The organism is Geobacillus uzenensis (genome assembly GCF_002217665.1).
GTDB classification, from domain to species: domain Bacteria; phylum Bacillota; class Bacilli; order Bacillales; family Anoxybacillaceae; genus Geobacillus; species Geobacillus subterraneus.
This window is the reverse complement of record NZ_NEWL01000006.1, coordinates 826219-847830: the sequence shown is the minus strand read 5'-3', so window position 1 is coordinate 847830 and position 21612 is coordinate 826219. Positions and strand designations below refer to the sequence as shown.

Here is a 21612-nt window from a genome sequence, read left to right as displayed (position 1 = left end):
ATTTTAAACAGCGGGGGAGAGCGGGATGAAAGAAATTGTTCAGCAGATGAAAGCGGAGCTATGGGAGATTTTCGATCACCTTCATCGTCATCCAGAAATCAGTTGGGAAGAGTGGCAAACAACCGAATTTCTTCGCCGAGAGTTGGAGCGCGAAGGGTATCGGGCGCGGACGTTTGCCGATTGTCCGGGCGTGGTGGCGGAAATCGGCGCCGGACCGTTTACGGTTGGGGTGCGCAGTGATATGGATGCGCTTTGGCAAGAAGTGAACGGCGTTTGGCAGCCGAACCATGCGTGCGGGCACGACGCTCATATGACGATCGTGCTCGGGGTGGCGAAGCTGCTTCGCCGCATCGGCTATGAGCCGCCGGGGACGCTCCGGTTTTTGTTCCAGCCGGCTGAGGAAAAAGGCACGGGGGCGCTGAAGATGATGGAAAAGGGAGCGGTCGATGGAATGTCGTTTTTGTACGGCGTTCATTTGCGGCCGGTTCAAGAAGTCAAAAGCGGTTATGCGTCTCCGGCGATCATTCACGGAGCGGCGCAATGCATTGAAGGACGGATTCGCGGTGTGGCGGCGCACGCAGCGCGGCCTCATCTAGGCGTCAATGTCATTGAAGTCGGCAGCGCCATCGTGCAGGAGCTCAGCAAAATTCATATCGACCCACAAGTGCCAGCGTCGATCAAAATGACGAAGTTTCACGCCGGTGAAAAAGATGCGAACACGATCCCGGACTACGCGGAATTTGCCCTTGATTTGCGGGCGCAAACGAACGAGGCGATGGAGCGGCTCGTCGAGGGGCTGCGCCATGTGATCAATGGGGTCGCTGCGATTTACGGAGCTGATATTGAGCTTGTTGAGCGGACGCGCATCGTCGCCGCTGATCCTGATCCAGATGCTGTGCGGCTGATGGAGGAGGCGATTATCACGACTTTAGGGACGGAAAAATGCGTTCCGCCGGTCGTGACGTCGGGAGGAGAGGATTTCCATTTTTATTCCTTTAAAAAACCGGAGCTGAAAACAACGATGCTCGGATTGGGCTGCGACTTGCGTCCAGGGCTCCATCACCCGAACATGACGTTCCGGCGCGATGATTTGCTTTCCGGCGTGGAAATTTTGGCGCGGGTTGTGATGAACACGTTTGCGACGTTTGCGCCGCAGGGGGAGAACGAGCGTGCCTCTGTCGCTGCAAATCATTGAGACGATGGAACAGCTAAAAGAAATGGCTGAGTTGGAGGCGGACGTTTGGGGGACAGCGCCAATCCCGCTTCACCAAACGTTGACAGCGGTGAAAAACGGCGGCATTGCGATCGGGGCGTACGCGGACGGAAAACTTGTCGGCTTTGTCTATAGTTTTCCTGGAATGCAAAACGGGGAAGTGTATCTTTGTTCGCACATGATGGGGATTGCCAAACCGTTTCGCGATCAAGGGATCGGCTACCGCTTAAAAATGAAGCAAGCCGAAGAAGCGCGGCGGCGCGGTTATCGAGTCATCCGCTGGACGTATGACCCGTTGCAAAGTCGAAACGGCTATTTGAACTTGGCGAAGCTTGGGGCCCTTGGCGTCGAGTATGTGGAAAACTGCTACGGCGAAATGAATGACGCGTTGAACGGTCAACTGCCGTCCGACCGCTTCATTGTCGAATGGCGGCTTGATGAGCGTCCGACCGGGGAGCGGAGCTTGGCTAAAGCTGATCTTCTCAAGGCCAGAAGTCTGACGGTGCTCGAGGCAGGTCAAAGGGCTGACGGTCTGTTGCGGCCCGTGCTGAGAGACATCGATGAAACAGCGGCGCCGTTGTTGTTGGCTGCGGTTCCGCTTGACTTTCCGCAGCTGAAAGAGCGGGATCTCGCGCTGGCGCTTGAGTGGCGGCTGGCGACGCGCGCTCTGTTTCAGCGGTTGCTCACGGAAGGCTGGATTGCCGCCGGCGCTTGGCGCCGTTCCGGGGAGCCGGCGATGCACTACATATGGGTGAGGAGAAACGAATGACTGCCGCAGAAAGGGGAAGAGGAATGACGATCAGCATTGAGTACGTCATATTGCGCCATTTGCACATGGAGTTGAAGTCGCCGTTTACAACGAGCTTCGGCACGTTTCAAACGAAAGAGTTGATTTTAGTGGAGGCGGTCGACTGCGATGGCGTTTCCGGCTGGGGCGAATCGGTTGCGTTTTCCGCCCCGTGGTACAGCGAGGAAACGGTGAAAACGAACTGGCATATGCTTGAAGAGTTTCTCGTGCCGCTCTTGTTTTCGGAGCCGCTTAGGCATCCAGCGGAATTGCCAGAGCGATTTGCCGCCATCCGCCAAAACAACATGGCAAAAGCGGCGCTTGAAGGGGCGGTGTGGGACTTGTATGCGAAGCAGCTTGGCGTTCCGCTTTATCGGTTATTGGGCGGAACGAAAAGGGAGATTGAAGTCGGCGTCAGCATCGGCATCCAGCCGACGGTTGCCGATCTGCTCCAGGTGATTGAGCGGTATGTGGCGCAAGGGTACCGGCGGATCAAAGTGAAGATCAAACCGGGATGGGATGTTGATGTCATTCGCGACGTGCGGCGCGCGTTTCCCGACGTGCCGCTCATGGCGGATGCCAATTCGGCGTATACGCTCGCTGACGCCAAGCGGCTTCAGGCGCTCGATGAGTTTGGGCTGATGATGATCGAACAGCCGCTGGCAGCTGACGATCTCATCGATCATGCGCGATTGCAGGCGCTCCTTGAGACGCCGCTTTGCCTTGATGAAAGCGTTCGTTCCTATGACGATGCACGCAAGGCGCTTGAGCTTGGCAGTTGCCGCATCATCAATATCAAAATTGGGCGTGTCGGCGGATTGGAGGAAGCGAGGCGCATTCATGATCTTTGCCTTGAGCGCGGCGTGCCGGTCTGGTGCGGGGGAATGCTCGAAGCGGGCGTTGGGCGTGCCCACAATATCGCCATCACGACATTAGAAAACTTTACCCTTCCCGGCGATACCGCCGCGTCGTCCCATTATTGGGAGCGGGATATTATCACGCCGGAAGTCGAGGTGCAAGGCGGCTTGATTCGCGTGCCGGACGCCCCCGGCATCGGCTATGATGTCGACCGCCGCCAAGTCGAGCGGTATACACAGTTTGCCAAGTTGTTCCATTGCGCGACGACGGCATAAAGCGGATCGCATTCAATAAGCATTCCAAGGAGTTTACATAAAGGGGAAAAGAAAAAAATGATCATAAGACCGATTGACGTTAGCGATGCGGAAAATTTCTTGGAGTTGTGCAAAAAAATTGATGAATCTGGTTTTATGTTATTTGAGCCTGGCGAACGGCAAACAACGGTTGAACAACAAAGTAAATCGATTGAAAGAATGTTGTTTGAACCGAATAAAATGATCTTTGTTGCTGAAACTGAAAACAAGCTTGTCGGGTTCCTTGCTGTCATAGGAGGCGATGTAAAACGAAATCGACATTCTGCCAATGTTGTTTTGGGAGTTCTTGAAGACTATCAAGGACAGGGCATTGCCACTAAACTATTCAACAAAGCGTTTGAGTGGGCAAAGGAAGTTGGAATTTCGAGATTAGGACTTACGGTCATGAAAGGGAACGATAAGGCGTTCAACTTATATAGGAAGATGGGATTCGTATTAGAAGGCGAGAGGGTTCAATCATTAAGAGTGGGCGGAGAATTTGTCAATGAATATTACCTATACAAACTGTTGTAACGCCAATTTGGGGCTGACCCAAAACGCATTCGCGTTTTGGATCAGCCCCTTCTTCGTTGTGTTACACGCGTCCGATCCCAGTATTCGCCTTGACGACAATTTCGGTATATTTCTTTTCGTCCGCTTTTTTCGATGAGACGAGCGTTCCGATGATGGCGCCGATAAAACCGAGCGGAATGGAAATAATGCCTGGATTGGCGAGTTTAAAGAGCGGTTCGCCAACGAAAATGGCGGCTCCTGGCTGCGGCGACCAGACGTTCGGGCTGAAGAAGACGAGCAACAGGGCGCTGATCAAGCCAACGAGCATGCCAGTAATGGCTCCTGTCGTATTAAAGCGACGCCAGAAGATCGTAAAGACGATCGTCGGCAAGTTGGCGCTTGCAGCGACGGCAAAGGCGAGCGACACAAGGAAGGCAACGTTCATTTTTTGGGCAAACAGCGCTAACAAAATCGATAATACCGAGACGCCGACCGATGCCCAGCGGGCAGCAAGCATTTGTTCTTTTTCCGTTGCCTGGCCGCGCCGCAAAATATGGCTGTAAAAGTCGTGGGCAAACGCCGAGGCCGCTGACAACACAAGCCCGGCGACAACCGCCAAAATCGTGGCAAAGGCAACCGCGGCAACAAAAGCAAATAAGAAATCTCCACCAAGCGCTTCGGCTAGAAGCGGGGCTGCCATATTGCCGGCAGGGTCAGCGGCGACGATGTTATCATGACCGACAAACGCAGCAGCGCCAAATCCTAAAAAGATGGTTAAAACATAGAAAATGCCGATAACCCATGTTGCATAAACGACTGACTTGCGCGCAGTCGGTGCGTCTTTGACGGTGAAGAAGCGGATTAAAATGTGCGGCAATCCAGCCGTCCCTAAGACGAGCGCCAAGTTGAGCGAAATCGTGTCCAGCGGATTTTTAAACTTGTTGCCCGGGTTTAAAAACGCATCGCCAAGCGGTGTTGCTGTTTTCATCTCGTGGAACATTTTGGCGATGCTGAAGTCGAATTTAGCAAAGACGATGATGGAAATGATAAACGTACCGACCATCAACAAGACGGCTTTGATGATTTGCACCCAGCTCGTGGCCGTCATGCCGCCGAACACGACATACACGGTCATTAAAATGCCGACGATCAAGACGGAATAAATGTAATCGAGCCCAAGCAGGAGCTTAATAAGGCCGCCGGCGCCGACAAGTTGTGCAATCATATAAAAAGTCGAGATGGCGATCGTATTCAAGGCGGCGACACCGCGCACTTTTTTATCATCAAAACGGGCGGCGATCATGTCGGCCATCGTGTACTTGCCAAGATTGCGAAGCGGCTCGGCGACGATATACAGGACGACAAGATAGGCAACAAGGAAACCGATGCTGTAGAAGAAGCCGTCAAATCCAGCCAGGGCGATCATGCCGGCAATGCCTAAAAAGGAGGCGGCAGACATATAATCGCCGGCGATGGCCAGTCCATTTTGCCATCCGGTTAGGCTGCTGTCAGCGGTGTAAAAATCGCTCGTCGTTTTCGTCCGTTTCGAGGCATAGTACGTAATGACAAGCGTCAAGGCGACGATGACGAGGAAGAGGAAAAAGGCTAATCCGTTCATTAAGCGTTTCCTCCTTCCTTCGCTTCCTGTTTTACTTGTTCAACGATGTCGTCAAACTTGGCAGCCCGTTTCGAATAAAGGATGCATAAAGCCCAAGTCATGGCAAATTGTGCGAAGGCGAACAGCCACGCCCAACTAACCGGCCCGATTGCTGGCGCGTTGAGCACCTTTGAGTACGACGTCAAGATCGGAAGGATGAGGTAAAATGCAAAGAAAAAGAACGTCGCTGGAATAATAAAGGCTTTTTTCTCTCGGATAAGGCCACGAAACGAGGCGGATTGGGCGATTGCTTCATAATCAACAACTGCCTGTTCGGCAAAGGATTGTTTTTTTACTGCCATATGGATCCCTCCCTGTCTTTGTTAAAGCGTTTTCAAATGAGATGACGGAACATAAAGGCCGGCAGCGTCAGGAAACCTCCTTTCTTGTCACAAATTTGTCACACATTCATTATATATTTATCTGAAAAATTTGTAAATTGATTTTTTTTGTTATTATTAGAGAAATGTTTTTTGCTTTACCGCGTAAAACAAAAAAATTTTTTTCTGTTTTTCTTATTTTCGCACTTTACAAAAAAACAAAGATCATGTAAAATGCTCACTGTGCCTGTCGATCAAATTCGACAATTTTCTACAAAAAACAACAAGGGGAGACATCCGATGAATTTGTTTCGTAAAAAACCGATTCAGGCGCTTTTAAACGAATCGGGGGCGAAAGGAGCCTCGCTGCGGAAAGAGTTAGGGGCATTCGACTTAACGATGCTCGGCATCGGTGCCATTATCGGGACGGGCATTTTCGTCCTGACCGGGGTGGCTGCGGCAGAGCATGCCGGTCCGGCGCTCGTTCTCTCGTTTATTTTATCTGCCTTGGCTTGCGTGTTTGCGGCGCTTTGTTACGCTGAGTTTGCTTCGACCGTACCGGTGTCGGGAAGCGCGTACACATATAGCTATGCCACATTTGGTGAACTGTTCGCTTGGATTTTAGGTTGGGACTTGATTTTGGAATATGGGGTCGCTTCATCAGCGGTCGCCGCCGGCTGGTCCGGCTATTTCCAAGGCCTGCTCGCTGGGTTTGGCATTGAGCTGCCGAAGGCGCTCACGAGCGCATATAATCCGGAGAAAGGCACAATCATCGATTTGCCGGCTATTCTCATTATTTTGTTCATTACGTTTTTACTGAACATGGGTGCGAAAAAATCGGCCCGTTTCAATACGGTCGTGGTTTTTATTAAAGTGGCTGTCATCTTGCTTTTCTTGGCGGTTGGCGTTTGGTATGTCAAGCCGGAAAACTGGACGCCGTTTATGCCATATGGATTTGCAGGTGTTGCGACCGGCGCTGCAACAGTGTTTTTCGCTTACATCGGGTTTGATGCGGTGTCGACCGCGGCGGAAGAAGTGCGCAACCCGCAACGCAATATGCCAATTGGCATCATCGTGTCGTTGCTTGTCTGCACGTTATTGTACATCGCTGTTTCGCTCGTGCTGACGGGCATCGTTCCGTACGATCAATTGAACGTAAAAAACCCGGTGGCGTTCGCGTTAAACTATATCAATCAAGACTGGGTCGCCGGCTTTATTTCGCTCGGGGCGATCGGAGGCATCACGACGGTGCTGCTTGTCATGCTTTACGGGCAGACACGTCTCTTTTATGCGATCAGCCGCGACGGTTTGCTGCCGAAAGTGTTTGCTCGCATCAGCCCGACGCGCCAAGTGCCGTATGTCAATACGTGGCTGACGGGAGCGGCTGTAGCGGTATTCGCCGGCATCATCCCGCTGAACAAACTGGCGGAACTGACGAACATTGGGACGCTCTTTGCCTTTATTACCGTTTCAATTGGCGTTCTTGTGCTGCGCAAAACGCAGCCGAACTTAAAGCGGGCGTTCCGCGTCCCGTTCGTTCCGGTCATCCCGATTTTAGCCGTCTTGTTCTGCGGCTACTTAGTTCTTCAGCTCCCGATGACGACATGGATCGGTTTTATCTCGTGGCTGCTGATTGGTTTGGTCATTTACTTTGTCTACGGCCGCAAGCATAGCGCGCTTAACGAAATAGCTAAAAGTGAAGAAAAAGTCGGTTAATTGGCCAACTGAAAAAGAAGAGGCTTTCCTGAACCGAGAGGTGGGAAAGCCTCTTTTTCGTTCGGTTACATGCGAATGGCAACGAAACCATATACTCCATCATAGACAGAAAAATGATGATATGGACGAACGAGGAAAAATCCATCATTTTGCAAGGTGTATACGTGTACTTCTCGAGTTCGGTGAGTAAGATCAGCGATCCGATCCGTTTAGACTCCCGCCTGGAATGATTTTTTTCTTGAATGACGCCCGTATTTCCCTTACTATGTACGAATAGTGTAAGGAAAAAGCGTCAGTCCGTCTTGTATAAGCGGGGTGAAATCGATGTTTGGCACATTATTAAAAAAGAGAGAAAGAACGCTTGAACGGACGGTTGAGGAAATTCAACAGGGGAATGAAGCGCTTCGCAACGAATTCATCCAACAATATAAGCCGTTTATCGCCAAAACGGTTTCGAGCGTGTGCAAGCGGTTCATTCGCGAAGAGGATGACGAAGCGAGCATCGGGTTGATCGCTTTTAACGAGGCGATTGAGAAATATGCGCCGCATAAAGGAGGTTCTTTCCTCTCGTTTGCCGAGCTGCTCATTAAACGGCGCCTTATCGATTACATTCGGAAAGAGGCGAGAGCACGGGATGCAGTATGGTATACGGAGGACAAGGAAGACGGCGAGCAAACGGCGCAAGCGTACTTGGACGCCAAGCTCTCTGTCGATGAATTTTACAAGCAAATCGAACAAGAGCAGCGTCGGGAAGAAATCATCCATTACCAGCAAGTGCTGAAACAATTCGGCATTCATTTTCACGATTTAGTTGAACAGTCGCCAAAACATAAAGACGCCCGCCTAAACGCCATCCGCGTAGCCCAACTCCTCGTAGAGAAAGAGGAGCTGCTTGGCCTGTTGTTTCAAAAAAAACAGCTGCCGATCAAACAGTTGGAAACGATGGCGTCCGTCAGCCGCAAGACGATTGAGAGAAACAGAAAATATATTATTGCGGTCGCGGTCATTTTGGCGGGCGATTATATTTACTTAAAGGACTATATAAAAGGGGTGCTTCCATCGTGAAGAAGGGGATTGTGCTGGAATTGGACGAAGAGTTTGTCACCGTATTGACGACCGAGGGGGAATTTCTCCGGGTGAAAAAGGAAGGGGAGTATGAAGTTGGAGAAGAGATTGAAGCAGGTGCAGTAAAAAAAACCTTTCCATTTCACCGTCGTTCGTTTCGATATGCATTGGTGAGCGCTTTGGCAGCGGCCGTGCTGCTTGTCACCACTTGGATTCAGTGGCCTTCCGGCGCGGTGTACGCATATATGTCGATCGACATTAATCCGAGCATTGAAGCGGGGGTCGACGATGATCTGCACGTATTGACGTTAAAGGCGTATAATGAAGAAGGAAAAAACGTGCTCGCTGCGCTCCCTGCATGGAAAAATAAACCGTTTTCTGCGGTGGCGGAACAAATTATTGTATTAAGCGAAAAAAAGGGCTATTTAAAGGAAGGCGGCGAAGTGCTCATTACAACGGTGGAAAAAGAGCGTAACGCCTCCTCGGCGCGGAAGCTGTCCGCTGAGCTTGCTGAAATCGAGCGGTCGGTGGCGGACGACCGGATCGTTATCAAAACGGCAAACAGCACAATGGAAGTGCGCAGCCGGGCAGCTGAGCAAGGAATGACGACCGGAAAACTGTTGCAGATCGAGAAAAAAGCAAAACCGGCCTCGTCCACATCCACCAAGCCAGACAAAGAGAAAGGACAAAGCGGAAAGAAGGAAAAGAAACCATCACCAGTAAAAGGGCAAAAACTAGAGCAGCCGGCGCAAATGAAACAAAAGCATGGCGAACAGAAACCAAAGCAGCAGAAAAAAGAAAAACAGCCGTTGCACGAGCGAAAAAACACCGATTCAAATAAAGAAAGTCCCCCGTCGGACAAAGAGATTTCTCCGAAAGGGAAAAACCATGGGAACGCCCGTCCGTCGCGGCCGGGCGGTCATTATGTAGAGAAAAAGGCGGCGGATGGCCGGCACGACCGCAGCAACAAGAAAGATCGCCGCGATCCGGCGAATGTCCACCGCCAGCCGACAATCATCGATTCCAAAACGAAAAAAGCCGAGTGATCACGCTCGGCTTTATTCTGTTCTCCGTCCTGCCAGCTCGCTTTGCGCTTGGGCGACGAGCCGTTTCGTAATTTCCCCGCCGACGGAGCCGTTGGCGCGCGAAACAGTGCCAGCCCCGAGCTGCACGCCAAACTCTTGGGCGATTTCGTATTTAATTTGTTCCAATGCTTGTTCAATGCCTGGAACAAGCAGTTTGTTGCTTCCACGTGCCATTCTTTTTGCCTCCTTCGTCATGTTTCGATATGGCATCATTAGTATAAGCAAACTGTTGGTGAGGTATAGGTGGGAATTAAAGGGAGAGTTTATCACAAAAAAAAGATTGCAAACGTTTTCGATTCGTGGTTATAATGAAATTAACAACAGGATCCGAAACGTTTTGGAGGAAGAGCAGTGACAACGATTAAAGATATCGCCAAAGCAGCAGGGGTTTCCATTACTACCGTTTCACGTGCATTAAACGGCTATTCCGATGTCAATGAAAATACGAGGCAAAAGATCATTGATATCGCTAAGCAATTAAACTACAGTCCGAATACGCTCGCGCGCGGGCTTGTCATGAACAAATCGAAAACGATCGGATTGCTCGTTTCCGGACTGACAAGGGACAGCGCCAAAGACAATTTTACGTTTGAAGTGCTAGCCGGTGTTAACGAATATGTAAGTGAGGTCGATTACGATATGGTGCTGTTCAGTACGACATCGACAAAACAGCGGGAAAAAACGTACACCCAATTGTGCCGCGAGCGCCGTGTCGATGGAGCGATTTTGCAAGGAATTCGCACCGACGACCCATACTTGCACGAGGTTGTGGAGAGTAATATCCCGTGCGTTTTAATCGATATTCCCATCGAGTCGAAGACGGTCGGCTATGTAACGACGGATAATGTGCTTGGGGCGAAAAAAGCGGTGCGCCATTTAATTGAACTTGGGCATAAACGAATTGCCATGATTAACGGCTACGAATACGCTTTTGTGAGCGAACAGCGGTTGAAAGGATTTAAGGAGGCGCTGCTTGAAGCTGGGTTGCCGGTACGGGAATATTGGATTGCGAACGGGGCGTTTCGTGAAGAAATTGCCGAACAAGAAGCGTTGCGATTGCTTCAGTACTATCCAGAAATAACGGCGTTCTTTTGCGCCAGCGATTTAATGGCATTAGGTGTGATTAAAGCGGCAAAACGGCTTGGAAAGCAGGTGCCAGATGACGTTGCGGTCATCGGTTATGACGACATTATTTTAGCTTCATATTCCGCGCCCTCGCTGTCAACAATCGCCCAAGATAAGTTCGCTATGGGATATGAAGCCGCCAAGCTGCTCATCGCTATGCTGGAAGGAAAGGCAGATTCGCATGTAAAAATTTTGCAAACAGAGTTAAAGGTTCGGGAATCGACAGTCAAAGGAGTCAAGTAACCGATGGGTTATTGGTGAAAGAAGAGGGGAATATATTTTTTGCGAAAAACTGAAAACGTTTCGGGTTAAAAAGGAAGCATACCCATTGATAAAAGCGATCTCATGGCAAATTTCTTTTTATTTAATTCCGAAACGTTTTGGGCTTGGTATAAAGCAGAAAACATCAACAGGGGGAAGCAACATGGATTACCGTGTGATCAAGGAAAATGATTTATTTTTATTAACAGACCGTGAGGGAAATATTCCAGAACACCATCCGTACGGACTTGGTTTATACATGAAAGACACCCGTTTTTTAAGCAAATGGGATTTGCGCATTAACAGGGAAAAACCGATTTTGCTGTCTTCTGATGCTGCGGAAAACTATGTTGCCACGATTTTGCTGACGAACCCGCATATGGAGAAAAGCGGGGAAGTGGTGTTATGGCGCGAATCGGTTGAAATTGAGCGGAAGCGCTTCATATATGAGGACGTTCTCTATGAAACGATAAAACTAAAAAACTATCACCCAAAGCCGGTACAGTTTGAAGTCAGTGTACATATCGATGCTGATTTTGCCGACATGTTTATCGTGCGGGGATTTCAGACCGGAGAAGTAGGAAAGCGGACTGGGCAGACGATGGGGCATCGTTCGTTAACGTTTGGCTATGTGGGGGCGGATGGAATCAAGCGGGCGACACGAGTCGCCTGGGATCGGCCGGAAAAAGCGGTGTTTGAACACGGAGAAATCTCTTTTCATTTTGCTCTCCAACATGCAGAAGAGCAAACCGTCACATTTGCGATTGCGCCGCATATAGGCCAAGAGGAAGGGAAACAATTCGTTCCGTTAGAGGAAGCATTTTACCGCCTAAAAGAATCATACTGCCGCTGGGAGGAAAAGACAGCGAAAGTCACAACGGACGATCATCGCCTGGAGCGTCTCGTTCGCCGCGGAATCGTCGATTTGCGGGTGCTGCTGACAGACTTAGGGTATGGGCCATTTCCTGTTGCCGGGCTGCCATGGTTTGGCGTGCCGTTTGGCCGTGATAGCCTGATCGCCGCACTGCAGCTGTTGCCGTTCAACCATGAGGTCGCCAAAGGGACGTTGCTGACGATGGCTCACTATCAAGGGAAAAAGGAAGATCCATGGCGGGATGAGCAGCCGGGAAAAATCATGCATGAAATTCGTTTTGGCGAGCTGGCCAACACGAATCAAATTCCGTTTACCCCTTACTATGGAACGATTGATGCCACTCCACTGTTTTTAGTGTTGCTGGCTGAGTACGTAAAATGGACGGGAGATTTTGATCTTGTCGTCCAACTGCGCGAACATATTGATGCGGCGCTCGTTTGGATCGATCAGTACGGCGACCGCGACGGGGATTTGTTTGTTGAGTACCATCAGCAATCGAGCAAAGGAATCGCTAACCAAGGGTGGAAAGATTCCGGGGACTCGATTGTTCACCGGAACGGTGAATACGCCCGCTCTCCAATCGCTCTTGTCGAAGTGCAAGGGTATGTATACCAAGCGAAAACGGCGCTTGCTGATATTTTCGAGCATCTTGGCGAACCGGAGCGGGCTAAGGAGTTGCGCCATCAGGCGAAAGCGTTGAAAGAGCGGTTCGACGAGCAATTTTGGATGGAAGATGTGAAATTTTACGCCATTGCTCTAGACGAAAAGAAGGTGCAAGTTGGCACGGTGACGTCAAACCCCGGACATGTGTTGTTGTCAGGAATGTTGAATAAAGAGCGGGCCGAGGCGGTTGTTCGGATGCTTTTATCTGCGAAGATGTTCTCCGGCTATGGGATTCGGACAATGGGAGAGGGTGAAGCTGGATACAATCCGATCAGTTACCATAACGGAAGCGTATGGCCGCATGACAACAGCTTGACTTTGCTTGGCCTCAGCAAGTTAGGCAAGCAGCGCGAGGCGAAGACGGTGATTCAAGGGCTGATCGAGGCGGCGAACTACTTTGAGTACGACCGGCTGCCGGAACTGTTTTGCGGATACAGCCGCTCGGTCGGAAACCCGGTTCCTTACCCTGTCGCCTGCTCGCCGCAGGCATGGGCGGCAGGAACGCCGCTTGCGTTTATTCAAGCTTTACTAGGATTGTTCCCAAATGCGCTCGAAAAGAACATTTATTTATCGCCGATGCTACTTGATTCAATGAATATGTTACGGGTGGAAAACATCTCGATCGGCGGCGGGCGGTTGTCGCTGACCATCATGCGTGAGCATGAGAACTTCAACGTCCAAATCGATGAAAATACGACAGGCTGGGATGTTGTGATTCGTTAAAAACAGGGGAAGGACTCCCTTCCTCTATAATATAAAACCATTTTTTAAGGGGGTTGTTTACATGGGCAAAACAAAATGGATAGCGGCACTAGGCATTACGACGATGCTGTTTGGGAGTGTATTGGCCGGTTGCGGCGGCGGTGAGAAAAGTGAGCAGGCAAACGGAGGAAGCAAGCAAGGCGAGAAAGTGGAAGTCACGTTAGCCGGCTGGGGGGGCAACCCAAGCGAGCAAAAGTTGCTGCAACAAACGCTTGATGACTTTGAGAAAAAACATCCGAATATTAAAGTTAAATATGAGGTAATCGCCGATCAGTATATGGATGTCATTAAAACCCGTTTAGCGGGGGGACAAGGGCCGGACGTGTTTTATCTCGATGCGTTTGAAGCCCCGGCTCTGATTGAAACAGGAGCGCTCGAGCCGCTCGACAAATATGTGACCGATGAGTTTGATGTAAACGATTTTGAAAAGCCGATGCTCGATGCATTTAGGGGGGAAGACGGGAAAATTTATGGTTTCCCAAAAGATTATTCGACGTTAGCTTTGTTTTACAATAAAAAAATGTTTGAAGAGGCAGGCGTCGAAGTGCCGAAAACGTGGGATGAACTGAGAGAGGCAGCGAAAAAGCTGACGAAAGGGAAAGATGTATATGGGTTTGGCGTTGCTCCAGAATTGGCCCGTCTATACTATATCGCCGAGTCAAAAGGCGGCAAAGTCGTCACGGACAACAAAGCAAGTTTTGCTGATTCAAAGGTGGTCGACGCACTCCAGCCGATCGTTGATATGCACTTGAAAGATAAAACGGCGGCTCAGCCGAACGAAGTCGGGGCAACATGGGGTGGCGAGATGTTCGGCCAAGGCAAGGCTGCTATGGTCATTGAAGGCAACTGGGCGATTCCGTTTTTGCAAGATACATTCCCGAATTTAGAATTCGGAACGGCCGAAATCCCAACGATCAACGGCAAAAAGGCAACGATGGCGTATACGGTAGCCTATGTGATGAATAAAGATTCACAAAAGAAAGAAGCAGCTTGGGAACTCATCTCGTATTTGACCGGGAAAGAAGGCATGAAAACGTGGACAAGCAAGGGCTACGCTTTGCCGACACGCAAATCGGTCGCTGCTGAACTTGGATTTGATAAAGATCCGTTGCGGGCTCCATTAGTAGCCGGAGCGCCGTACGCTACCGTATGGCAAAACGGAACGAACTTGCCGATTATTGTCAACAACTTCAATAACCAGTTTGTCAGTGCTTTCTTAGGGGAGCGCCCGCTTGCTGACGCGTTGAAAGAAGCAGAAAAAACGGCGAACAGCGAAATCGAAAGCAGATAAATAAAAACAGGCCTCCGGCAGAAAAAAGCCTCTGCCGGAGAGCTGTTCCTTTCTTTCTAACAGCGGCTTCGCGGCCGCGTTAGAAAGAGGGGAATAGCGATTTGACCGCAAGGGGATGAAAAAGGATGAAGCAGACATTGACGAAAAAAATGTGGCGGGAAACAGGATCGGCTTATTTATTCTTATCTCCGGCTTTATTTGTGCTTCTTTTATTCATTATCGGTCCGATCGTGTTCGCAGTTTTTTTGGCATTTCATAAAGTGCAATTGTTAGGGACGACATCGTTCGAGTTTGTTGGACTCGATAACTTCGCCCGCATAGCTGACGATACCCGAGCGAAAATCGCGCTCTGGAACACGTTAAAATATGTAGCGATTGTCGTTCCGTGCCAAACGATTTTAGCCCTTGTGTTAGCTGCTACCTTAAACGCCGGGCTGAAAGGGGAAAAATTTTTCCGCATCGTTTACTTTTTGCCAACTTTGACTTCTTCGGCAGTATTGACACTCATTTTCATGTGGATGTACAACCAAAACGGGTTAATTAACCATGTGCTTGAAGCGGTTGGACTGCCAACGTACAACTGGCTCGGCGACCCGGACGTCGCTTTGAATGCGATCATGATCATGAACATTTGGTCAACGGCTCCGTACTTTATGGTCATTTATTTGGCAGCATTGCAAGATATTCCTGATTCCTTGTACGAAGCAGCGGAATTAGACGGAGCTAATGCCTGGCAAAAGTTTTGGCACGTCACTGTCCCGTATTTGCGTCCGGTCACATCGTTTGTAGTAGTCATGGGGCTGATCGGCACTTTCCAATTGTTTGATCAATCGTACATTTTCTCAGCCGGTTCTGGCGGACCGAACAACTCTACGTTAACCGTTGTACTTCTCATTTACCAATATGCGTTCAAAACGTTAGGAACGATGGGGTACGCTGCTGCGTTGGCGTTTGCGTTAGCCATCATGATTTTAATCGCGACATTGCTCCAGCGAAAGCTATCGAAAGAGGAGTCCCTTTATTAAGGAGTGGAGGACGAAATGAAAAGAAAAATAGGGATCGGGAAAGCGTTATTGTATGTTGTGCTTGTCGTGTATGCGATCATTACGCTGATTCCATTTTTATGGGCGCTGTCTTCCTCGTTTAAGACCCTTGAGGAAATTGTCAGCGGGACAATGTCGTTTATTCCAAAACAGTTCACATTTGATAATTACAAGCAAATTTTTGTTGAGCAGGAGCTGTTTCCACGTTGGTTGTTAAACAGTGTCATCATTGCCGCGGCAGTGACCGTGCTCAACTTATTGTTTAACTCCATGGCCGGCTATGCGTTAGCGCGGCTGCAGTTTCCCGGGAGAAAGCCGTTGTTTTTGATCATTTTGGCCGTCTTAATGATTCCAGCGCAAGTGACGATGATCCCGAACTATTTGATTTTAAAACAGCTCGGCTGGCTAAACTCGTATCAAGGAATGATCGTGCCGACGATGATTAATGCTACGTTTATTTTTATGATGAGGCAGTTTTTTATCAATTTTCCAAGAGAGTTGGAAGAGGCTGCAGAGCTTGACGGCCTTGGCCGGCTCGGGATCTTTTTCCGGATCGTCCTGCCGCTCGCCCGCCCGGCGCTGGCGGCTCAGGCCATTTTCGTCTTCATGGGTTCGTGGAACGATTTCATGCGCCCACTCATTATTTTGTCAGATCCGCAATTGTTTACCTTGCCGCTGGGCCTGAACAGCTTCAAAGGACAATATATCAGCTATTGGAACTACATCATGGCCGCTTCAATGGTGTTTACCTTGCCGGTGTTGGTCATTTATACGTTTTTCAATCGCTATTTCATTAAAGGAATTTCGTTTACGGGCGGGAAATAAAGGTGATTTGTTTCTGTCTGCGCGTTGAGAACGGAAGAAGGGGCTGTGATAAGGCTGTTTGCCAAGGTCTTTCCGACCTTGGCGAACAGCCTTTTTTCATGCGGCATAGGCGTTGAAAAAACGAGCATCATATAGGTGAAATACCCACTCTGCGAGGAAAGGAATCGGAGCCATGGAATGGACGATGCGGCTGCCGAGTCAGGAGGGAAGGCGGGTGGGGCGGGGGTGGACGGCGGCCGCGCTCGCCTCGATTCCGTTAGTGATGACGCTTGGCAATTCCATGCTCATCCCGGTGCTGCCGGTGATGGAGCGCCAGCTCGGCATTACGCCGCTGCAGTCAAGCTTGCTGATTACGATGTATTCCGTTGTGGCGATTTTGTTCATTCCACTCGCCGGATATGCAAGCGACCGCATTGGAAGAAAGAACGTGATCATTCCGAGCTTGTTGTTGGCTGCGGCTGGCGGAGGGATGGCCGGATGGGCGGCTTGGCGGATGGATGACCCATACGGGTGGATCATTGCCGGGCGCATGCTGCAAGGACTTGGAGCGGCCGGGGCCTTCCCGATCGTGCTGCCTCTTGTCGGCGATTTGTTTCCGGATGAGGAGGAGGCGAGCCGCTGTTTAGGGACGATTGAAACGGCGAACACCTTCGGCAAAGTGCTAAGTCCGATTCTCGGGGCGATGCTGGCTGGCATCGTTTGGTTTTTGCCGTTTTTTTCATTTCCTGTCTTTTGCCTGCTATCGGCAGCAATGATGGTTTGGTCTATCCAGGCGCCGGCGCGTCGGGAGCGGCCGTTGCCGTTTCGGGACTTCGCGGCGGCGGTGAAGGTGATTTTCCGGCGTGAAGGGCGCTGGCTTGCTGCTGTTTTTGCGATTGGCGGTCTGCTCATGCTTGTGTTGTTTGCCTTTTTATTTTTTCTTTCGAGCCGCCTTGAAGAGGTTTATCACATCGACGGGGTGAGGAAAGGATGGGTGCTCGCCATCCCGCTCGGGGCGCTCTGTTTTGCCTCGTTTGTCGCCGGGAGGCTGATTGGCGGCCGGAAGGAGCGAATGAAATGGGGGGCGGTCGCGGGTTGCATTTTGTCCGCCGCTGCGTTGCTCCTCGTTCCCGTTGATTCGTCCCTTTTCTTTTGGCTGGCGCTGTTTTCCGCCGCCGGCATCGGCATCGGCGCCGCCCTTCCGTGTTTGGACGCCTTGATTACAGAGGGGATTGAGAAAAAGGAACGCGGGACGGTGACATCGGTTTACAGCTCGCTTCGCTTTATCGGGGTGGCCGTCGGTCCGCCGTTGGCGGCGTGGCTCATGAGCAGCGGTGTCGCCCCGCTCCTTTTCTTGCTTAGTGCGCTGGCGCTCGTCGGCGGAGGGCTTGCCTTTTGGCTCATACATCCAGAAATGGACGGAGGGAAAGAAAATGAAAGCGGTGACATATCAAGGCATTAAAGATGTCGCGGTGAAACAAATGCCAGATCCGAAAATTTTGAAGGATGATGATATTATTGTAAAAATCACAAGCACCGCCATTTGCGGCTCTGATCTTCATCTCGTGCACGGCATGGTCCCGAACATGCCGGAAGATTTTATTATCGGCCATGAGCCGATGGGCATCGTCGAGGAAGTCGGGCCGGCGGTGACGAAAGTCAAAAAAGGCGACCGTGTCGTCGTGCCGTTTACGATTGCCTGTGGACAATGCTGGTATTGCCAGCACGGGCTTGAGAGTCAATGTGACGCGTCAAACCCAAACGGCGAGTCGGGGGCGTATTTCGGCTATTCCGAAACGTTTGGCGGCTACCCGGGCGGGCAAGCTGAATATTTGCGCGTGCCGTTTGCCAACTTCACCCCGTTTGTCGTCCCCGACGATTGTGAATTGGAAGATGAAAAATTATTGTTTTTGTCCGACGTTATTCCGACCGCGTTTTGGGGCGTCGACGAAGCGGGAGTGAAAGACGGCGACACAGTCGTCGTGCTCGGCTGCGGGCCGGTCGGGCTGTTGGCGCAAAAGTTCGCTTGGCTGAAAGGAGCGAAGCGCGTCATCGCTGTTGATTACATCGATTACCGGCTTGAGCACGCGAAAAAGACGAATAAAGTAGAGACGATCAACTTTACCGAATACGAAAACACCGGTGAATACATGAAGGAGCTGACCGGCGGCGGGGCGGATGTAGTCATCGATTGCGTCGGCCTAGACGGAAAAATGACCCCGCTTGAGCTCATCGGCTCGGCGCTGAAGCTGCAAGGGGGCGCGATGGGGGCGATCGTCATCGCCTCGCAGGCGGTGCGCAAAGGCGGAACGATTCAGCTCGTCGGAGTGTATGGCTCCCGCTACAACCAGTTTCCGCTTGGCGATTTATTTTCACGCAACGTTACGCTGAAAATGGGGCAGGCGCCGGTCATTCATTACATTCCGATGCTGTATGAGTGGATTGTCGAAGGAAAGTTTGACCCGACCGATATTATTACGCATCGCCTTCCACTCGATGAGGCACAATATGCGTATGAAATTTTCGATGAAAAGAAAGACGGCTGCATCAAAGTCGTGCTGAAGCCGTAATGGTGCATAAAGCGTGCCTGGCCGAGGCACGATAAGAAAAAATGTGGAAGGAGGATCGATGTGACTGACATCGCATTCCCGGTTGCCCGTCTTCATGACGGGACGCTTCGCCAGCTGCAGCAGTTGGAGCAGCGGCTGCGCGAAGAGACGGGGGAAGAAATTGTGCTTGTCGCTTATCAACGGAAAACGACAGATGAAGGGGAGACGAAACGATGATGAAACGAAAAGTGAAATTCGATGCAGCGAAAAACAACAATAAAACGCCGACCGAGAGCCTGCCGGATACGGAATTTGCTGCGCAATACGCCGGCGAAGAAGACATGATTCGCGGCGCGAACCGCAATTCGAAAAAAGGACGCCAAGGAGGCGGAGATGGATAACGATCAGAAGGAGCGGCCTGTCCAACGAAATGAAGAAATGGCGTTTGAATGGGGCGATTTTGCCGCTCATCAACCCATTTGGCTGATGGAAGAGCAAAAACGGGCGAAGGGAAAGGAAACAAAAAAGGAAGACCCACCGCGGTGAGGGGGACTGTCTGCCAGCCGCTTTCACAGCGGGCAAGCGAAAAAATAAGGGCGCCGGAAGCGGCGTTCTTTTTTTGTGCCATGAATGGGCAGCTCCCGTTTGCGAATGAATGGAATGTGGCGAAACAGCGGCGGTGATGAGACACGGCTTCATCGATTCAGGGAAACTAGCCAACCGTTGATCGTCCCGAATCGGGAACATCCGCATGTGCTGACGGAAGTAGTCGGTAAGCGGGTGCTCAATGGAAAAGAAAAGCACTGACAACACTCCGGACGTAAGGAAACGAAGGGTTGTCAGCGCCTGTTCACCGGCCTCCGTTTTCATGGAGAAGCGGCCGGCCATGACAAAAAGCTTCCGGTCTAAGCCGACGCCGAAGAAACCGACAACGCTGAAAGCGGCGCGGAAAACAGCGTCGCACCGGCACCGGACGGGTCGAAGTAGGCGACGATGACGGTTGGCGTAAACGAAAGCTGTTTTTTGGACGTGTAGCAGCCGACATCCACCGGCACGATTTCAACGACCGTATGTTTAAACAGCTCTTTTTCCCCGAGCCCAAGGGCGGCAAAATCCGCTCCGAGCGCCTCAGGGCGCTCAAGCAGCGCCCGGTAGACGGCCGCGCGCGTCGCTTTCTCCGTCTTTTCGTCCCACCACGGCTTGCGCGGCTTATATTTTTGGTTGCGCAAGTAGTCGTATTTCATGAGCGATTCGGCGATCGGCAAAGCGTCTGGCGCAGATGTGCGCAAAAACTCATGGAGACGGCGGAACAAGTCTTCTAACTGGTGGCCGATGCGTGCCCAGCCGCGTTCATCCCAATATGTGCCAAACTGTTGGAAAAAGTCAAACGGCGATGGGAAGACGTCAGTGACTAAATATTCAATTGTTTCATCCATCCGATGGGCGTTCCAATATTTCTCGAGCACATCTTCCACTTGCTTGATGCGAATAACGTCCTCAAAGGAAAGAACGTTGTTGCTCAGTATCTCGTACGGCGCATGATCCATATATACATAGCCGTATTCATGGGCGCGCAGGCGCAGCCCGGTGCCGCGCAGCAATTTCAAAAACCCAAGCTGCAGCTCTTCGGGACGAAGGGCGAATACGTCATTGAACGTCTTCCGGAACGAGTCGTAATCCTCTTCCGGCAGCCCAGCGATCAAATCTAAGTGCTGGGCAATTTTCCCGCCTTCTTTAATCATCGTCACCGTCCGCGACAACTTGGCGAAGTTTTGCTTGCGCATGATCAGGCGGTTCACCTCATCGTTCGTTGATTGAACGCCGATTTCAAAGCGGAACAGCCCAGGCGGCGCTTCGTTGTTTAAAAACTCGATCACCTCAGGGCGCATGATGTCTGCGGTAATTTCAAACTGAAACACCGTCCCCGGCACATGCTCGTCAATTAAAAAGCGAAACATGTCCATCGCGTAGCTGCGGCTGATGTTGAACGTCCGGTCGACGAACTTGATCGTCCGCGCCCCGTGCTGCATCAAGTAGCGCAAGTCGTCTTTGATTTTTTCGCGGTCAAAATAGCGGACGCCAACCTCAATGGACGACAGGCAAAACTGGCAGCTGAACGGGCAGCCGCGGCTCGTCTCGACATAAACGATCCGGTTTGGAAGATGGGGAATGTCTTCTGGAAAGCGAAATGGTGACGGCATGTCAGCCAAGCGGATTTTATTCCGCTGTGGGTTGATGACGATGCGGTCCCCGTCACGAAACGCCAATCCGGCGATGCTGCTTACGTCCCCGCTGCCGTTTAGAGCGAACAGCAGTTGCTTAAACGTTTCTTCCCCTTCGCCGATCACGATAAAATCAAATTCCGGCACTCGTTCCATCCACTCGCGTACGTCGTATGATACTTCCGGTCCGCCGACGACGATCGTCACGTCCGGCGCCGCTTTTTTTAACATTTTTACGACTTTGATCGTTTCTTCAATGTTCCAAATGTAGCAGCTAAAGCCGACGACATCAGGCCGGCGCTGGTACAAGTCGGTGACGATGTTCATGGCCGGATCTTTGATCGTATATTCAACGAGCTTGACGTCAAACTCCGGCTGGGCGTATGCTTTCAAATAGCGAACAGCTAAGTTCATATGGATGTATTTCGCGTTTAAGGTCGTGCAGATAATGTTCATTGAAATGAAAACCCCTTTTAACATTCGTACTAACCCTTCATTATAGCGCAGTTTC

21 protein-coding genes are annotated in these 21612 nt (G+C 50.9%); 17 read left to right on the top strand and 4 right to left on the bottom strand.

The features are described 5' to 3' along the window. Nucleotides 1–25 precede the first annotated feature (25 nt). From B9L21_RS11705 to B9L21_RS11690, 4 genes are read left to right on the top strand one after another with little or no spacing between them, the layout of a single operon-like run. A complete protein-coding gene (locus B9L21_RS11705) occupies nt 26–1195 on the top strand; it encodes a M20 peptidase aminoacylase family protein (protein ID WP_063166527.1) in 1170 nt (389 codons plus the stop codon). Further along, nucleotides 1170–1982 (top strand): GNAT family N-acetyltransferase, encoded by an 813-nt coding sequence (locus tag B9L21_RS11700; RefSeq protein WP_063166526.1) that lies wholly within the window; start codon nt 1170–1172, stop codon nt 1980–1982. Before B9L21_RS11705 ends, B9L21_RS11700 begins: the two co-directional genes overlap by 26 nt. Nucleotides 1983–2005: 23 nt before the next feature. Continuing rightward, nucleotides 2006–3133: an o-succinylbenzoate synthase gene (gene menC / locus B9L21_RS11695; RefSeq protein WP_063166525.1), complete on the top strand. Its 1128-nt coding sequence runs from the start codon at nt 2006–2008 to the stop codon at nt 3131–3133. Between the two features lie 57 nt (nt 3134–3190). Beyond that, complete coding sequence (locus B9L21_RS11690; protein WP_063166524.1) at nt 3191–3685, top strand: GNAT family N-acetyltransferase; 495 nt, start codon at nt 3191–3193, stop codon at nt 3683–3685. Nucleotides 3686–3746: 61 nt separating this feature from the next. Here B9L21_RS11690 and B9L21_RS11685 read toward each other — a convergent pair whose 3' ends face one another. Both B9L21_RS11685 and B9L21_RS11680 read right to left on the bottom strand, forming a co-directional pair. Beyond that, nucleotides 3747–5282: a cation acetate symporter gene (locus tag B9L21_RS11685; protein WP_063166523.1), complete on the bottom strand. Its 1536-nt coding sequence runs from the start codon at nt 5280–5282 to the stop codon at nt 3747–3749. Beyond that, the gene (locus B9L21_RS11680) at nt 5282–5623 is read right to left on the bottom strand and encodes a DUF485 domain-containing protein (protein ID WP_063166522.1); all 342 of its coding nucleotides are present in this window, start codon (nt 5621–5623) and stop codon (nt 5282–5284) included. The genes B9L21_RS11685 and B9L21_RS11680 overlap by 1 nt, the downstream gene beginning before the upstream one ends. Nucleotides 5624–5941: 318 nt before the next feature. Here B9L21_RS11680 and B9L21_RS11675 point away from each other — a divergent pair, with 318 nt between their 5' ends. The 3 genes from B9L21_RS11675 to B9L21_RS11665 all read left to right on the top strand — a co-directional run bounded on the left by B9L21_RS11675 (nt 5942) and on the right by B9L21_RS11665 (nt 9468). Continuing rightward, nucleotides 5942–7357: an amino acid permease gene (locus tag B9L21_RS11675; protein ID WP_063166521.1), complete on the top strand. Its 1416-nt coding sequence runs from the start codon at nt 5942–5944 to the stop codon at nt 7355–7357. Between the two features lie 324 nt (nt 7358–7681). Next, nucleotides 7682–8422, top strand: coding sequence for an RNA polymerase sigma factor SigI (gene sigI, locus B9L21_RS11670; RefSeq protein ID WP_063166520.1), 741 nt, complete (start codon nt 7682–7684; stop codon nt 8420–8422). Continuing rightward, the gene (locus tag B9L21_RS11665; RefSeq protein ID WP_063166519.1) at nt 8419–9468 is read left to right on the top strand and encodes an anti-sigma factor domain-containing protein; all 1050 of its coding nucleotides are present in this window, start codon (nt 8419–8421) and stop codon (nt 9466–9468) included. The genes sigI and B9L21_RS11665 overlap by 4 nt, the downstream gene beginning before the upstream one ends. A 12-nt stretch (nt 9469–9480) precedes the next feature. Here the strand turns inward: B9L21_RS11665 and B9L21_RS11660 are convergent, their stop codons facing one another. Further along, nucleotides 9481–9681 (bottom strand): alpha/beta-type small acid-soluble spore protein, encoded by a 201-nt coding sequence (locus B9L21_RS11660; protein ID WP_020959067.1) that lies wholly within the window; start codon nt 9679–9681, stop codon nt 9481–9483. 177 nt (nt 9682–9858) lie between these two features. Here B9L21_RS11660 and B9L21_RS11655 point away from each other — a divergent pair, with 177 nt between their 5' ends. The 10 genes from B9L21_RS11655 (at nt 9859) to B9L21_RS17700 (ending at nt 19425) form a co-directional block, all read left to right on the top strand. Further along, nucleotides 9859–10875, top strand: a complete 1017-nt coding sequence (locus B9L21_RS11655) for a LacI family DNA-binding transcriptional regulator (RefSeq protein ID WP_063166518.1) — start codon at nt 9859–9861, stop codon at nt 10873–10875. A gap of 181 nt (nt 10876–11056) precedes the next feature. Further along, nucleotides 11057–13153: an amylo-alpha-1,6-glucosidase gene (locus B9L21_RS11650; protein ID WP_063166517.1), complete on the top strand. Its 2097-nt coding sequence runs from the start codon at nt 11057–11059 to the stop codon at nt 13151–13153. A 61-nt stretch (nt 13154–13214) separates the two neighbouring features. Then, the gene (locus tag B9L21_RS11645; RefSeq protein WP_063166516.1) at nt 13215–14483 is read left to right on the top strand and encodes an ABC transporter substrate-binding protein; all 1269 of its coding nucleotides are present in this window, start codon (nt 13215–13217) and stop codon (nt 14481–14483) included. Nucleotides 14484–14608: 125 nt separating this feature from the next. Then, complete coding sequence (locus tag B9L21_RS11640; protein ID WP_063166515.1) at nt 14609–15508, top strand: carbohydrate ABC transporter permease; 900 nt, start codon at nt 14609–14611, stop codon at nt 15506–15508. Nucleotides 15509–15523: 15 nt separating this feature from the next. Next, entirely contained in the window at nt 15524–16351 is an 828-nt protein-coding gene (locus B9L21_RS11635) for a carbohydrate ABC transporter permease (RefSeq protein WP_063166514.1), read from the top strand. Nucleotides 16352–16523: 172 nt separating this feature from the next. After that, nucleotides 16524–17792, top strand: coding sequence for an MFS transporter (locus B9L21_RS11630; RefSeq protein ID WP_063166513.1), 1269 nt, complete (start codon nt 16524–16526; stop codon nt 17790–17792). Next, nucleotides 17764–18900 carry a zinc-dependent alcohol dehydrogenase gene (locus tag B9L21_RS11625; RefSeq protein WP_063166512.1) on the top strand — a complete coding sequence of 379 codons (1137 nt, stop codon included), beginning with the start codon at nt 17764–17766 and terminating at the stop codon, nt 18898–18900. Before B9L21_RS11630 ends, B9L21_RS11625 begins: the two co-directional genes overlap by 29 nt. A 60-nt stretch (nt 18901–18960) precedes the next feature. Then, entirely contained in the window at nt 18961–19116 is a 156-nt protein-coding gene (locus B9L21_RS17710; RefSeq protein WP_168157890.1) for a hypothetical protein, read from the top strand. Then, nucleotides 19113–19280 (top strand): hypothetical protein, encoded by a 168-nt coding sequence (locus tag B9L21_RS17705; protein WP_011230441.1) that lies wholly within the window; start codon nt 19113–19115, stop codon nt 19278–19280. Before B9L21_RS17710 ends, B9L21_RS17705 begins: the two co-directional genes overlap by 4 nt. Next, nucleotides 19273–19425 (top strand): hypothetical protein, encoded by a 153-nt coding sequence (locus B9L21_RS17700; protein WP_168157889.1) that lies wholly within the window; start codon nt 19273–19275, stop codon nt 19423–19425. Before B9L21_RS17705 ends, B9L21_RS17700 begins: the two co-directional genes overlap by 8 nt. Before the next feature lie 359 nt (nt 19426–19784). Here B9L21_RS17700 and B9L21_RS11615 read toward each other — a convergent pair whose 3' ends face one another. Further along, nucleotides 19785–21557 carry a B12-binding domain-containing radical SAM protein gene (locus B9L21_RS11615; RefSeq protein ID WP_063167399.1) on the bottom strand — a complete coding sequence of 591 codons (1773 nt, stop codon included), beginning with the start codon at nt 21555–21557 and terminating at the stop codon, nt 19785–19787. Nucleotides 21558–21612 lie beyond the last annotated feature (55 nt).

Coding starts and splice junctions, on each gene's coding strand:
- B9L21_RS11705 (WP_063166527.1), top strand. CDS start 26: ATGAAAGAAATTGTTCAGCAGATGAAAGCGGAGCTATGGGAGATTTTC.
- menC (WP_063166525.1), top strand. CDS start 2,006: ATGACGATCAGCATTGAGTACGTCATATTGCGCCATTTGCACATGGAG.
- B9L21_RS11690 (WP_063166524.1), top strand. CDS start 3,191: ATGATCATAAGACCGATTGACGTTAGCGATGCGGAAAATTTCTTGGAG.
- B9L21_RS11685 (WP_063166523.1), bottom strand. CDS start 5,282: ATGAACGGATTAGCCTTTTTCCTCTTCCTCGTCATCGTCGCCTTGACG.
- B9L21_RS11680 (WP_063166522.1), bottom strand. CDS start 5,623: ATGGCAGTAAAAAAACAATCCTTTGCCGAACAGGCAGTTGTTGATTAT.
- B9L21_RS11675 (WP_063166521.1), top strand. CDS start 5,942: ATGAATTTGTTTCGTAAAAAACCGATTCAGGCGCTTTTAAACGAATCG.
- sigI (WP_063166520.1), top strand. CDS start 7,682: ATGTTTGGCACATTATTAAAAAAGAGAGAAAGAACGCTTGAACGGACG.
- B9L21_RS11660 (WP_020959067.1), bottom strand. CDS start 9,681: ATGGCACGTGGAAGCAACAAACTGCTTGTTCCAGGCATTGAACAAGCA.
- B9L21_RS11650 (WP_063166517.1), top strand. CDS start 11,057: ATGGATTACCGTGTGATCAAGGAAAATGATTTATTTTTATTAACAGAC.
- B9L21_RS11645 (WP_063166516.1), top strand. CDS start 13,215: ATGGGCAAAACAAAATGGATAGCGGCACTAGGCATTACGACGATGCTG.
- B9L21_RS11640 (WP_063166515.1), top strand. CDS start 14,609: ATGAAGCAGACATTGACGAAAAAAATGTGGCGGGAAACAGGATCGGCT.
- B9L21_RS11635 (WP_063166514.1), top strand. CDS start 15,524: ATGAAAAGAAAAATAGGGATCGGGAAAGCGTTATTGTATGTTGTGCTT.
- B9L21_RS11630 (WP_063166513.1), top strand. CDS start 16,524: ATGGAATGGACGATGCGGCTGCCGAGTCAGGAGGGAAGGCGGGTGGGG.
- B9L21_RS11625 (WP_063166512.1), top strand. CDS start 17,764: ATGAAAGCGGTGACATATCAAGGCATTAAAGATGTCGCGGTGAAACAA.
- B9L21_RS17705 (WP_011230441.1), top strand. CDS start 19,113: ATGATGAAACGAAAAGTGAAATTCGATGCAGCGAAAAACAACAATAAA.
- B9L21_RS17700 (WP_168157889.1), top strand. CDS start 19,273: ATGGATAACGATCAGAAGGAGCGGCCTGTCCAACGAAATGAAGAAATG.
- B9L21_RS11615 (WP_063167399.1), bottom strand. CDS start 21,557: ATGAACATTATCTGCACGACCTTAAACGCGAAATACATCCATATGAAC.